The organism is Microbacterium paraoxydans, from assembly GCF_020524545.1.
GTDB lineage: Bacteria > Actinomycetota > Actinomycetes > Actinomycetales > Microbacteriaceae > Microbacterium > Microbacterium paraoxydans_C.
In genome coordinates, this window is record NZ_JAIVLG010000002.1 from 380,059 (window position 1) to 393,229 (window position 13,171).

Consider the following 13,171-nt stretch of genomic DNA (forward strand, 5'->3'; position numbering starts at 1 on the left):
TCCTTCGTGGACCTGAGTATCGTACTCCTCGACACTCGGTTTCACGACCCTCGGGCGCTCAGTCCAGCTGAGATTGGAGCCTGCGACTGACCTCGGCGATCGGCATGGATCGCGGGAACACCGCGACGACCATGTCGTCCGGCGCGTCGGCCGCTTCATCGCCCGCGACGCCGTAGCGGCGCCGGACGTCGGCCAGAGCCGTCTGCAACGTCGCGAGCGGTACCTTCTTGCGGCCGCGCAGCAGCTGTCGCAGGACGTGGTTGTGCACGGCCGTCACGAGGGCGGCGAATCCGACGGCGTCGAGGGGATCGACGCCGGGGAGGGCCCCGCGCAGGTATTCGTCGAACAGTCGTTCGTAGCGGAAGACGGTGATGATCTCGCGCTCACGCAGTACCGGCACCTGGCGCACGATCTGGTAGCGGCGGCGTGCGAGCTCCGGATCGTGCGCGAAATGCGCGAAGACCGATTCGGAGGCGGCGCACACTGCAGCCCACGGGTCGTCGTGCCCCGCGTCGAGGAACTCCCTGAGGTGCTCGAGGAGTACCTCGTGATCGGCGAAGACGACGTCTTCCTTGCCGCCGAACTGACGGAAGAAGGTCGATCGGGAAACCCCCGCAGCCTTGGCGATCTGCTCCACCGACGTCTGATCGAACCCCTGGGCGCTGAAGAGTTCGAGCGCTGCGGCGACGACGCCCGTGCGCAGTTCTGCGGATTCGTGCATGGCGAAAGCCTAGACCTCGGCGGCCGCCGGCGTCGGTGGACGAGCGTCATAATGAGGGCGTGAGTGAACGTGGGAGAGCGGCCGGATGGTTCCAGACACGGCGCCGCGGCACCCGTCGCTGGTGGGACGGCACGCGCTGGACCGAGCGCATCTCGGTGCGCGGAAGGGAGACGACCCTCGCGGAGCACAGCAGGGCTGTGCGCAGACAGCTGATCCTGACCGAGCTCCTGCTGGTGGCCGTCCTCGTCGGCTCGATCCTCATCGCCTTGTGGAGCGCGCTCCCGGTGGTCGTGATCCGCCCGGTGATCGTCGCCACGGGCACGGCGCTGGTGCTCGTTCCCCTCGTGATCTCGCGGCAGCTCCGCCTGGTCGCGCTGCCGGAGCGTCGGCCGGGCGTGCCGACGCTCCGATGATCGTCCGAGCGGCCGGTGCCGCAGGTGGGCACAGGCGGAGGTAGTAGGCTGGGGGACTGGTCGATGTCTCGACATCGAGAGAATTACCAGACAGCAGCCCAGTGAAGGAACCACAGTGGATCTGTACGAGTACCAGGCACGAGACGTTTTCGAGAAGTACGGAGTGCCGGTCCTCGCCGGCATCGTCGCGGACACCCCGGAAGAGGTGAGGGCGGCAGCCGAGAAGATCGGTGGCGTCGTCGTCGTCAAGGCCCAGGTGAAGACCGGTGGCCGCGGCAAGGCGGGCGGCGTCAAGGTCGCCAAGACGCCCGACGAGGCGTACGAGGCAGCGAAGGCCATTCTCGGCCTCGACATCAAGGGCCACGTCGTCAAGCGCGTCATGGTCGCACAGGGTGCGCGCATCGCTGAGGAGTACTACTTCTCCGTGCTGCTCGATCGTGCCAACCGCTCGTACCTGAGCCTCTGCTCGGTCGAGGGCGGCATGGAGATCGAAGAGCTCGCCGTCGAGCGCCCGGAGGCACTCGCACGCGTCGAGGTCAACCCGCTCACGGGCATCGACAAGGCGAAGGCGGTGGAGATCGCTCGCGCCGCGAAGTTCCCCGAGGACCTCGTCGAGAAGGTCTCCGACGTCTTCGTGAAGCTCTACGACGTCTACAAGGGCGAGGACGCCACGCTCGTCGAGGTCAACCCGCTGGTGCGTACCGAAGAGGGCGACATCATCGCGCTCGACGGCAAGGTGACCCTCGACGACAACGCCTCCGAGATCCGCCACCCCGAGCACGAGGCGCTCGAGGACAAGGACGCCGCCGACCCGCTCGAGGCCAAGGCCAAGGCGTCCGGCCTCAACTACGTGAAGCTCGACGGCGAGGTCGGCATCATCGGCAACGGTGCAGGACTGGTCATGTCGACGCTCGACGTGGTCGCCTACGCCGGTGAGGACCACAACGGCGTGAAGCCCGCCAACTTCCTCGACATCGGTGGTGGCGCCTCGGCCGAGGTCATGGCTGCCGGTCTCGACGTGATCCTCGGCGACCCGCAGGTCAAGAGCGTGTTCGTCAACGTGTTCGGCGGCATCACGGCGTGCGACGCCGTCGCCAACGGCATCAAGGGTGCGCTCGAGACGCTGGGCGCCACGGCCTCCAAGCCGCTCGTCGTGCGCCTCGACGGCAACCGCGTCGACGAGGGGCGTGCGATCCTCGCCGAGTACGCGCACCCGCTTGTCACCCTGGCCGCAACCATGGACGAGGGCGCCGACAAGGCCGCCGAGCTCGCCAACGCCTGAGACTGAAGGACGAGAAGAATGTCGATCTACCTCAACAAGGACTCCAAGGTCATCGTCCAGGGCATCACCGGCGGTGAGGGCACCAAGCACACCGCGCTGATGCTCAAGGCCGGCACCCAGGTCGTCGGTGGCGTCAACGCCCGCAAGGCCGGCACCACGGTCTCGCACACCGACAAGGACGGCAACGCCGTCGAGCTGCCCGTCTTCGCCTCGGTCGCCGAAGCCATGAAGGAGACCGGCGCCGACGTGTCGATCGCCTTCGTGCCCGGTGCCTTCACCAAGGACGCGATGATCGAGGCCATCGATGCCGAGATCCCTCTGCTCGTGGTCATCACCGAAGGCGTCCCCGTCGGCGACTCCGCCGAGGCCTGGGCCTACGCGCAGAGCAAGGGCAACAAGACCCGCATCATCGGCCCGAACTGCCCCGGCATCATCACCCCGGGCGAAGCGCTCGTGGGCATCACGCCGGCGAACATCACGGGCAAGGGGCCGATCGGCCTCGTGTCGAAGTCGGGCACCCTGACCTACCAGATGATGTTCGAGCTGCGCGACCTGGGCTTCTCCACCGCCATCGGCATCGGCGGCGACCCGGTCATCGGCACCACCCACATCGATGCGCTCGCCGCGTTCGAGGCCGACCCCGGGACCAAGGCGATCGTCATGATCGGTGAGATCGGCGGCGACGCCGAGGAGCGCGCGGCCGACTACATCAAGGCGAACGTCACGAAGCCGGTCGTCGGCTATGTGGCAGGCTTCACGGCTCCCGAGGGGAAGACCATGGGTCACGCCGGCGCGATCGTCTCCGGCTCGGCGGGTACCGCGCAGGCGAAGAAGGAGGCCCTCGAGGCCGCCGGTGTCAAGGTCGGCAAGACGCCGTCCGAGACCGCTGACCTGATGCGCGCGATCATCGAGGCGCTCTGATCTGAGCTACGCTTGATCTGAAGGCCCCGGGCTCCACCCCGGGGCCTTCGTCTTGCCCGGGGAGGGTGCTCGGTCGGGAGAGCGCCGTCCGGGGCTCAGATCTGCAGAGCCACGGCGTCCAGGACACGGTCGAGGGCCGCGTGCGCCTTCGACCGGGCATCCTCCTCATCCGGGCGGGCGGCGAGCCAGAGGGCCAGTTCGTTCATCGCCCCGGAGAGAGCGGCCGTGAGCGGGTCCAGAAGCGCGGGGGAGACGCCGGCCTCCCGCAGACCGGTGCGCAGCTCCTGTTCTGGTCCTTCCGCGTCGAGCCGGCGCCACTCCTCCCCGCCGAGCACGGCGGGCCCGTCGACGAGCAGGATACGCGCCGTGGCGTGATGGGTGATCGCGTCGAGGAACGCGTGACTGCCGTCGTGCAGCGCCGTGCGCGGGTCGCTCTCCACTGTCGCGGCCACGATGGCCCCGGCGATCCGCTGCTGCTGTGCGGCGGCGACGGCGGTGAACAGGCCGGGCTTCGACGAGTAGTGGTGGTAGACCGCGCCCCGGGTCACCTGCGCGGCCTGGGCGATCTCGTCGACCGAGGCGGCCGCGTAGCCCTGTTCGGCGAAGTGCGTCGCGGCGGCGTCGAGGATTCGCCGTGCGGTCTCGGCGGCGTCTGCGGCAGAAGCTCGAGGCATGGGGTTCCTTTACGTGCGATGTGTATGTATCCTAGCCGAACCGATACAAACACACTGCATGTAAAAGAGGGCATGATGGAGATCACGAGCTTCTATCCGGTGCTGATGGTGGACGACGTCGCGGCAGCGGCACGGTTCTACCGCGAGGAACTCGGGTTCGAGACGACGTTCGCTGCTGACTGGTATGTGAGCCTGCGCTACGACGGCGGCGAGCTCGCCATCCTCGACCGGGCGCATGAGACGATTCCGGAGGGCTTCCGCGAGCCGGTACGCGGACTGCTGCTCAACGTGGAGGTCCCGGACGCGGCTGTCGAGCACGCGCGCCTGGTGGGGGAAAGGGGGCTTCCCGAACGCCTGACGCTGCGCGATGAGGCGTTCGGGCAGCGGCACTTCATCGTGGAGGCGCCGGGAGGCGTGCTCATCGACGTGATCGAGCCGATCGCGCCGTCGCCGGAGTTCGCCGCGGCCTATGCCTGAGGGACTGCCCCCGGATCCAGGCGCGCCCACATCTCGGCCACGTGCACGGCATCCGTGCCACAGCATCCACCGATCACCCGGAGCGCGGGGAGACGAGCGGCGAGTTCCGCCGTCCGGGTCGCGAGGTCGACCGGATCGCCCTGGTCCAGGGTCTCCGATTCGTCGAGTTCCGCATGGGAGAGGCGCGAGGCGTTCGGACGGATCCCGATCACGCGATCGACGACCGACGGATCGAGCGCGCGGGACAGATGGTCCGGATGCGCGCAGTTGAGCAGGTAGCCGTCCGGCGATGCCTCGGCGTCGACGAGCTCGATGGTCTCGGCGAGCGATCGTCCGGATGCCAGTCTCCCGTCGGTCTCCACCGTGAACGCGATCTCCACCGGGACCTCCGCCTCCCGCGCGGCGCGGACGATACCGATCGCTTCTGCGGCATCCGTGAGCGTGTACGCGGCGACGGCGTCGACGCCGGCCGCAGCGAGGGTTCTCACCTGCGCGCGGTGGTAGGCGAGCGCCTCGTCCGCGCCGGTGTCGTCGTCCCAGGCGCCGGAGCGATAGCCGTCGCCGCGCGGGCCGATCATGCCGATCAGCGCCACGGCCGGCAGGTCCGTGCACTCGGTCGCGACGTCGCGCAGCACGTCCACAGCGGTGGTATTGGCGCGATCCAGGTCCTGCGCAGAGAACCCGAGCCGGGTGCCCCAGTCGCTGCTCGCTCGCCAGGTCGCCGACTCCAGGCGCAATCCGGCGGAATGTCGTCGTGCGATGTCGACGTAGCCGCGGTAGTAGTCGCGCAGCAGTTCGATGCCGTGAGCGTTCTCCACGAGGACGAAGGCGGCGAAATCGGGCAGGTCGACGTCGTGGTGGAAGATGAGGTCGGTCTCGAGTCCGCCGTCGGTGACGAAGCGGACCCCGGCCGCGGATGATGCGGACATGAGGTCACTCCCTGCAGGATGCCTCCGGTCTACCAGAGCGCCGGGCGCCGCGCCATGGCTTCTGCGACGGCGCGCTGCGACCGTGGTGCAGGAAGGGCGGAAGACGCAGAGGGGGCGGATGCCACAGCATCCGCCCCCTCTGCATCTTCGTCAGATCCCGACGCCGAAGAGCGCCTCGATGGGGCCTCGCGCGAAGAAGATCAGGAACCCGGCGCCGACGACCCAGAGCAGCGGGCTGATCGTCTTCGCCTTTCCGGAGAACGCGTGGATGAGCACCCAGCTGACGAAGCCCGCGCCGATGCCGTTGGCGATCGAGTAGGTGAGCGGCATCACCGAGACCGTGAGGAAGACGGGGAGCAGCACGCGGAAGTCCGAGAAGTCGATGTGTCGGATCTGCGCCATCATCATGGCACCGACGATGATCAGGGCCGCGGCGGCGATCTCGGTCGGGACGATCGAGGTCAGCGGGGTCAGGAACATCGCGATGAGGAACACCACGCCGGTCACCACGTTCGCAAGGCCGGTGCGTGCGCCCTCGCCGATCCCCGCACCGGATTCGATGAAGACGGTGCTGGAGGACGACGACGTCGCACCACCGGCGATCGCTCCCACGCCCTCGACCACGAGCGCCGACTTGATGCGCGGGAAGTCACCCTTGTCGTCGGCGAGGTTCGCTTCCTTCGCGAGGCCCGTCATGGTGCCCATCGCGTCGAAGAAGTTCGTGAAGAGCAGCGTGAAGACGATCATCACGATCGCGACGAGGCTCACCTTGCTCAGGTCGAAGCCGAAGTCGACGGCGCCGATCAGGCTCAGGTCGGGGACGCCGATCGGTGATCCGTCGAGGGCCGGCACGGTGAGACCCCAGCCGCCCGGGTTGATCACGTTGCCTTCATCGTCGAAACCACGCGGTCCGATGTGCCAGACCGCCTCGACGATCACGGCGAGCACGGTGCCGCCGATGAGGCCGATCAGCATGCCGCCCTTGATCTTGAGGGCGACGAGGATGCCGGTGAGCAGCAGCGTGATGACGAAGAGCAGGCTCGGCACCGTCGCGACCGAGCCGTTGACACCGAGTCCGACCGGGGGAGACGACGCACCGGTGGCGGTGACGAAGCCGGAATTGACGAAGCCGATGAAGGCGATGAACAGGCCGATGCCGACGGTGATCGCGATCTTCAGCTGGAAGGGCACGGCGTCGAAGATCGCCTTTCGCAGGCCGGTCGCGGCGAGCAGCACGATCACGACACCGTTGATCATCACGAGCGCCATGGCTTCGGGCCAGGTCACCTGACCCACGACCGAGAACGCCACGAACGCGTTGATGCCCAGTCCCGCGGCGAACCCGAACGGCAGTCGCGTGACCAGACCGAACAGGATCGTCATCACCCCGGCGGTCAGCGCGGTCGCTGCCCCCACGGCGTTGAACTCGAGCACGTTGCCGGCGACGTCCGGCTTGCCGGAGAGGATGATCGGGTTCAGGATCACGATGTAGGCCATCGTGACGAAGGTCACCAGACCCCCTCGGATCTCGGTGCCGATCGTGGATCCGCGCTTGCTGATCTCGAAGAAGCGGTCCACGGCGTTCTTGGGTTCAGTGGATGCCGGGGCGGGCGGGGCAGTTGTCATCGGGAAACCTCCGGAGAAACGCTATCGTGTCGCCGACCTCACGCGCGCCCCGGGGGCTTCGTCGGCAACTCGTCGTAGTCTCGAATCGCTATGCAACGCCTCCTCGTCGCGCTCCTCGCCGCCTTCGACGCCGCCATCGCCGCTGCGGTCGGTCTCGTCGCGCTGCTCGCGCCGCTGACGCTGCTGTGGACGCTCGCCTTCGGCGTCACCGCGGACTGGGGCGCGCTCTGGCCGCTCACCGGAACGCTCTGGCAGTTCGGCCACGGAGTGCCGCTCGATGTCACGATTCCGGATGCGCTCCTCGTGGCTCTCGCCATCCCCTCGGAGGCCGCGCGCTTCGCGGTGTCGATCACGCCGCTGGCCTTCCTGATCTTCACGCTTCTCTTCGCCGCGCGCTCGGGAGGAAGAGCGGCGAAGGCAGGCGCATGGCTGCTGGGGCCACTGACCGGCACCGCGGTCTTCGCCGTCATCTCCACCGGCGTCGCACTGACGACCCGATTGGAAGCGGCCGAGACCTCGCTGCCGCTGGGCATCGTCCTCCCCACGGCGGTCTACCTCGTGGGCGCGCTCTGCGGAGCCGTGCGCATCGCCTGGGAAGACGGCGACGGCGGCATCCTCGACCGTCTGCACGACCTGATCGACGCTCGCGAGGACTGGGCACCGGTTCCTGCCGCGATCGTACGGGGCACGGCCATCGCGCTCGTCGCCGTGGCCGGAGCTTCCGCCTTGGCGCTCGCCGTCACGACCCTGCTCCGCGGCGGCGAGGTGGTGGCGCTGTTCCAGGCCGCCAGGGTCGACGCGCTCGGCGCGACCGTGCTGACGCTCGCGCAACTCGCCTATCTGCCGACGCTGATCGTGTGGTCGGCTTCCTGGCTGGCCGGTCCCGGCTTCGCGGTGGGATTCGGGACGGCGGTGTCTCCCGCCGGCACGCAGCTCGGTGTGGTGCCCGGGATCCCGGTGTTCGGCCTGCTGCCCGAGAACAGCTCGATCTGGATGCTGATCGTCGTGCTCATCCCCGTCGCCGCCGGAGCCTTCGCGGGCTGGGCGGTGCGCTCTCGCCTCGTGTGGGAGGGCACGCCGTTGCGCATGCCGCAGCGCGCGGTGATCGCATTCGGTATCGCCGCGGTCACCGCGGGGATCGCGGGGCTGGCCGCTGACCTGGCGAACGGGTCGATGGGGCCGGGCAAGTTGGCGGTGGTGGGACCGGCGGTGGTCCCGTTCATGCTCGCCCTCGGTGCGGAAGTCCTCGTCGGCGCCGCGATACTGCTGCTCTCGCCGCGGCACCGCGACGAGCTCGCGGAAGAGCGGACCGACCGGTGGATCGCCGAGATGACCGCGTACGATCCGGCGCCCACATCGGTGGGCGTCGAGGGGGGCTCCGCCGCGGGCCCATGGACCGGCCCACCCGAGCTCGACGACACGGCACCGCTCGACGACCTCAAGCGATTCGAACGGCCGAGGGACGAGCCAGCGGAGCAGCGCGACTGAAGGGCCCGTTTCGGGCGCGGGCGCCGGGAGAGACCCGGTCGCGCGCCCCGGTAGACTGGGCGCGTGCTCATGGTCGCCGTTCTCATCTCGGGCACCGGCTCGAACCTTCGCGCCCTCCTCGAGGCCGCTCGTCATCCCGATTTTCCTGCCAGGATCATCGTCGTGGGTGCCGACCGCGAAGCAGACGGGCTGGCCCACGCCGAGGAGTTCGGCATCCCCAGCTTCACGGTGCCGTGGCACGAGCACGAGAGTCGTGAGGCCTGGGGCGAGGAACTCGCCCGGCAACTGGACGTCTGGAAGCCGGACCTCATCGTGCTCAGCGGCCTCATGCGTCTGCTGCCGCCGACACTCGTCGCCCGGTACTCGCCGAACCTCATCAACACCCACCCCGCGTACCTGCCGGAGTTCCCCGGCGCACACGGTGTCCGGGACGCGCTCGCCGCGGGAGTTCCCGAGACCGGCGCGAGCGTGATCGTGGTGGATGACGGGGTGGACACCGGCCCGATCCTGGCCCAGGAGCGCGTGCCGATCCTCGCCGACGACACCGAGCACAGCCTCCACGAGCGCATCAAACCCGTCGAACGTCGACTGCTCATCGACGTCGTCCGAGGCATCGCCACCGGCGACCTCGCCCTGACATCTTCCTCCTGACCTCCACCCGACGCCCCCGCACGAAGGAGCCCATCATGGCCGGCCCCCGCCACGACCCCACGCTCTACCGCGACCGCGACACCGTGCCGATCCGGCGCGCGCTCGTCTCGGTGAGCGACAAGACCGACCTGCTCGTTCTCGCCGAGGCGCTCGCCGGCGCGGGTATCGAGATCGTGTCGACCGGATCGACCGCCGCGACCATCCGTGACGCCGGCTTCGCCGTGACAGACGTGGCTGCCGTCACCGGTGTCGCCGAGATGCTCGACGGCCGGGTGAAGACGCTTCACCCGAAGGTCCATGGCGGCCTGCTCGCGGACCTCCGCCTCGAGGAGCACGAGCGTCAGCTCGAGGAGCTCGACATCGCGCCGTTCGAGCTCGTCGTGGTGAACCTGTATCCGTTCGTCGAGACCGTGGCCTCGGGCGCGATCGGCGACGACGTCGTCGAGCAGATCGACATCGGCGGCCCCGCCATGGTGCGCGCCGCGGCGAAGAACCATGCCAACGTCGCGATCGTCGTCTCGCCGCAGTCCTACCCCGCGATCATCTCGGCGATCGAGGCCGGAGGCACCTCCGTCGCCCAGCGGCGGGAGCTCGCCGCCCGCGCGTTCGCTCACACCGCGGCCTACGACACCGCCGTCGCCCAGTGGTTCGCCGAGGGGACGCTCACCGACCCGGGCGACCTTCCCGCGCATCTCACCATCCAGGCTGAGCGCCTCGCGACCCTCCGCTACGGCGAGAACTCGCACCAGCGCGGCGCGATCTACACCCGCGCCGGTGGCCACGGCATCGCGCAGGCCACGCAGTTGCAGGGCAAGGAGATGTCGTACAACAACTACGTCGATGCGGATGCCGCGCTGCGCGCCGCCTACGACATGATCAAGCCCGCCGTCGCGATCATCAAGCACGCCAACCCCTGCGGCATCGCGACGACCGCCCCCAACGCCCTCGACCCGATCGCCAGCGCCCACCTGCGTGCGCACGAGTGCGACCCGGTCTCGGCGTACGGCGGAGTGATCGCCGCGAACGGCACGGTGACCCTCAAGATGGCCGAGAACCTCAAGGACATCTTCACCGAGGTCATCGTCGCGCCGTCGTTCGAGCCGGCCGCTTTGGAGGTCTTCAAGGCGAAGAAGAACCTGCGCCTGTTGCAGCTGCCACAGGACTGGCGCCAGGAGCGGATGGATGTGCGTCTCGTCTCGGGCGGGCTGCTTCTCCAGGACGCTGACCGCTTCCCCGACGACATCGGATCGGTCGCGAAGAACTGGGAGCTCGTGTCGGGTGAGCGTCCGAGCGAGGCGGAGATGGAGAATCTGATCTTCGCGTGGAAGGCCTGCCGCGCGGTGAAGTCGAACGCCATCGTGCTCGCGAAGGACAACGCCACGGTGGGCGTCGGCATGGGGCAGGTCAACCGTGTCGACTCGTGCCGCCTCGCCGTCGAGCGTGCGGGCGATCGGGCTGCCGGTTCGGTCGCTTCCTCCGACGCGTTCTTCCCGTTCGCCGATGGTGCTCAGGTGCTGATCGACGCCGGCGTCACCGCCATCGTGCAGCCGGGCGGATCGGTGCGTGACGAGGAGGTCATCGACGCCGCGCGCAAGGCTGGCGTCACGATGTTCTTCACCGGAGAGCGCCACTTCTTCCACTGAGCAGCTGTCTCCCGCCGAGACCCCCCTTCCCTGCCGACACCCCCGCCTGCCGACGTGTGCAGGCGGGGGTCTCGGCGTTGCGCGGGGGTCTCGGCATCAGAGCGCGCACCGCCATGTCCGATTTCCGCCAGTCGAGGTCGCTGGGACGTGACAGGGTGGAGGCATGAGCTTCCCCGTGACCGACTTCGACGAGCGCTACCGTGCGATCAGCGCGCGGGACACCCGTTTCGACGGGCAGTTCGTCACGGCCGTGCGCTCGACCGGGATCTACTGTCGCCCGAGCTGTCCTGCGCGCACGCCCCGACCGCAGAACGTGACGTTCTATCCGACCAGTGCAGCCGCGCACGAAGCGGGCTATCGGGCGTGCAAGCGCTGCCTGCCGGAGGCCGCTCCCGGGTCTCCGGCCTGGAACCTCCGCGGGGACACCGCGGCGCGGGCGATGCGGCTGATCTCCGACGGCGTCGTGGAACGGGAGGGCGTCCCCGGACTGGCCGCGCGTCTTGGATACTCGAGCCGGCATCTCACCCGTCTGCTCACCGCCGAGCTCGGAGCCGGACCCCTCGCTCTCGCCAGGGCCCATCGGGCGCACACGGCACGGATGCTCCTGGTCGGCACCGACATGCCGGTCTCCGACGTCGCCTTCTCGGCGGGCTTCGCCAGCATCCGGCAATGCAACGAGACGATCCGTGACGTGTTCGGCCTCACACCGGGGGAGCTCCGCGCCAGACGGCGCACACCCGCCACGGCGGCACCGGGAACCATCGATCTCGTGCTGCCGTACCGTGGTCCGCTCGACGCGGGTGGCATCTTCGCGTGGATGGCGGCGCGCGCGGTGCCCGGCGTCGAAACTGTCGGCGAGGCGTCGTTCTCGCGGCATCTGCGCATGGCAGGAGGCGCGGCCTGGTTCGAAGTGCGACAGGACGGCCGGTCGGGATTGCATCTGCGTGCTCGGGTGGCCCGACTCGGCGACCTGGCTCCGCTGGTCTCGACCGTGCGACGCATCTTCGACCTCGACGCCGACCCTCTGGCGATCGACGAGGCACTGTCCACGCATCCCGAAGTCGCCCCCCTCGTGACCCGGACGCCGGGAATCCGGGTTCCCGGATCGGCTGACCCGCACGAGATGCTCATCCGCGCCATGGTCGGGCAGCAGATCACCGTGGTCGCCGCCCGCACGGCTCTGACGGCGCTGACCGAGGCACTGGGGGAGCGGACCGATGACGGACTGCTGTTCCCGACGATGGCGGCCATCGCTGAACACGGCGCAGCGGTGCTCCGCGGTCCGGCCGCGCGTATCCGGGCCATCACGGGCGCCGCTGCCGCTCTCGCCGACGGCTCGCTCACCCTCACCGTCGGTGACGACGGCCCGCGGCAGCGCGAACGTCTCCTGGCGATGCCCGGCATCGGACCCTGGACCGCCGACTACGTGCGCATGAGGGTGCTCGGCGACCCCGACATCCTTCTTCCGGGTGATGTCGCGCTGCGCGCAGGCGCGGCGGCCTCCGGCATTCCCGGAGAGGCGCGGGCTCTCACCGCCTGGGCGGAGCGTGCGGCTCCCTGGCGCAGCTACCTCAGCGCACACCTCTGGCGCGCCGCGCCGGTGCGCCCCTCAGCATCCCGGCACACGGCCTCCGGGCCGCGTGCCGCTCGCACGGAGCACTCGACCTCGAAGGAGACCTCATGACCGCCGTCATCCAGACCATCGACACCCCGGACGGGGCCTTCACGATCCTCGCAGACGACCGGCAGCGCGTGCTCGCCTCCGGGTGGACCTCCGATGTCGAGGCGATCCTCGGTCGCCTCCCGGCGGCGAACCGTCCCGTGGACCTCCGGGAAGGCGAGACCGCTGCCGCCGCCGCTGTTCGGTCCTACTACGGCGGCGACCTGTCGGCGATCGACGCGGTGCCGGTCGCGCAGACCGGCACCGGACTCCAGCTCGCCGGCTGGTCGGCCCTGCGCTCGATCGAGCCCGGCGCGCCACTCACCTACACGGGCTTCGCCGCCCGGCTCGGCAACCCGAACGCCGTCCGCGCTGCGGCCTCGATCTGCGCGCGAAATGCCCCTGCGCTCTTCGTGCCGTGCCATCGTGTGCTGCGCACGGACGGAAGCCTCGGCGGATTCGCCTGGGGTCTGCGCGTGAAGGAGAGCCTGCTGGCGCGGGAGTCGACGGGCGACTGAGCCGACCGCGGTCGCTGAATCGTCCCGATTCGTCGAACCTCCCTCGACGAATCGGGAATGACTCTTGCTTTCAGCTGGTTCACAGCAATAGGCTGGTGGGCTGTCGCGCCGACCGGACGACACCGCCGAGCCCTGAGGAGGACACCATGACATCGATCGCCACCGCGC

At 69.2% G+C, this 13,171-nt stretch carries 13 protein-coding genes; 9 read left to right on the plus strand and 4 right to left on the minus strand.

The window, feature by feature from the left end:
* Positions 1–58: 58 nt before the first annotated feature.
* Positions 59–721, minus strand: coding sequence for a TetR/AcrR family transcriptional regulator (locus LC041_RS06470; protein WP_226532205.1), 663 nt, complete (start codon positions 719–721; stop codon positions 59–61).
* A 59-nt stretch (positions 722–780) separates the two neighbouring features.
* On the opposite strand from LC041_RS06470, the gene LC041_RS06475 reads away from it, so the two are divergent.
* The 3 genes from LC041_RS06475 to sucD all read left to right on the plus strand — a co-directional run bounded on the left by LC041_RS06475 (position 781) and on the right by sucD (position 3,337).
* Complete coding sequence (locus LC041_RS06475; protein ID WP_226532206.1) at positions 781–1,134, plus strand: DUF2510 domain-containing protein; 354 nt, start codon at positions 781–783, stop codon at positions 1,132–1,134.
* Positions 1,135–1,249: 115 nt separating this feature from the next.
* The gene (sucC, locus tag LC041_RS06480; RefSeq protein WP_226532207.1) at positions 1,250–2,416 is read left to right on the plus strand and encodes an ADP-forming succinate--CoA ligase subunit beta; all 1,167 of its coding nucleotides are present in this window, start codon (positions 1,250–1,252) and stop codon (positions 2,414–2,416) included.
* A gap of 18 nt (positions 2,417–2,434) precedes the next feature.
* Positions 2,435–3,337, plus strand: coding sequence for a succinate--CoA ligase subunit alpha (sucD, locus tag LC041_RS06485; protein ID WP_226532208.1), 903 nt, complete (start codon positions 2,435–2,437; stop codon positions 3,335–3,337).
* A gap of 95 nt (positions 3,338–3,432) precedes the next feature.
* Here the strand turns inward: sucD and LC041_RS06490 are convergent, their stop codons facing one another.
* Positions 3,433–4,011, minus strand: a complete 579-nt coding sequence (locus LC041_RS06490) for a TetR/AcrR family transcriptional regulator (RefSeq protein WP_226532209.1) — start codon at positions 4,009–4,011, stop codon at positions 3,433–3,435.
* A gap of 72 nt (positions 4,012–4,083) precedes the next feature.
* Between LC041_RS06490 and LC041_RS06495 the strand changes: the two genes are divergently transcribed.
* Complete coding sequence (locus LC041_RS06495) at positions 4,084–4,488, plus strand: VOC family protein (RefSeq protein ID WP_308012755.1); 405 nt, start codon at positions 4,084–4,086, stop codon at positions 4,486–4,488.
* Here LC041_RS06495 and LC041_RS06500 read toward each other — a convergent pair.
* Entirely contained in the window at positions 4,479–5,417 is a 939-nt protein-coding gene (locus LC041_RS06500; RefSeq protein WP_226532210.1) for a homocysteine S-methyltransferase family protein, read from the minus strand. The two genes, LC041_RS06495 and LC041_RS06500, sit on opposite strands and share 10 nt — an antisense overlap.
* Positions 5,418–5,567: 150 nt before the next feature.
* Positions 5,568–7,043 carry an NCS2 family permease gene (locus LC041_RS06505; protein ID WP_226532211.1) on the minus strand — a complete coding sequence of 492 codons (1,476 nt, stop codon included), beginning with the start codon at positions 7,041–7,043 and terminating at the stop codon, positions 5,568–5,570.
* A 90-nt stretch (positions 7,044–7,133) separates the two neighbouring features.
* Between LC041_RS06505 and LC041_RS06510 the strand changes: the two genes are divergently transcribed.
* From LC041_RS06510 to LC041_RS06530, 5 genes are all read left to right on the plus strand, one after another.
* Positions 7,134–8,531: a cell division protein PerM gene (locus LC041_RS06510; protein WP_226532212.1), complete on the plus strand. Its 1,398-nt coding sequence runs from the start codon at positions 7,134–7,136 to the stop codon at positions 8,529–8,531.
* 63 nt (positions 8,532–8,594) lie between these two features.
* Positions 8,595–9,182 (plus strand): phosphoribosylglycinamide formyltransferase, encoded by a 588-nt coding sequence (gene purN, locus LC041_RS06515; RefSeq protein ID WP_226532213.1) that lies wholly within the window; start codon positions 8,595–8,597, stop codon positions 9,180–9,182.
* Positions 9,183–9,217: 35 nt separating this feature from the next.
* Positions 9,218–10,825 (plus strand): bifunctional phosphoribosylaminoimidazolecarboxamide formyltransferase/IMP cyclohydrolase, encoded by a 1,608-nt coding sequence (purH, locus tag LC041_RS06520; protein ID WP_226532214.1) that lies wholly within the window; start codon positions 9,218–9,220, stop codon positions 10,823–10,825.
* Positions 10,826–10,988: 163 nt separating this feature from the next.
* On the plus strand, positions 10,989–12,509 hold the full coding sequence (locus tag LC041_RS06525) for a DNA-3-methyladenine glycosylase 2 family protein (RefSeq protein ID WP_226532215.1): 1,521 nt from the start codon (positions 10,989–10,991) through the stop codon (positions 12,507–12,509).
* On the plus strand, positions 12,506–13,003 hold the full coding sequence (locus LC041_RS06530) for a methylated-DNA--[protein]-cysteine S-methyltransferase (protein WP_226532216.1): 498 nt from the start codon (positions 12,506–12,508) through the stop codon (positions 13,001–13,003). Before LC041_RS06525 ends, LC041_RS06530 begins: the two co-directional genes overlap by 4 nt.
* Positions 13,004–13,171: the final 168 nt, after the last annotated feature.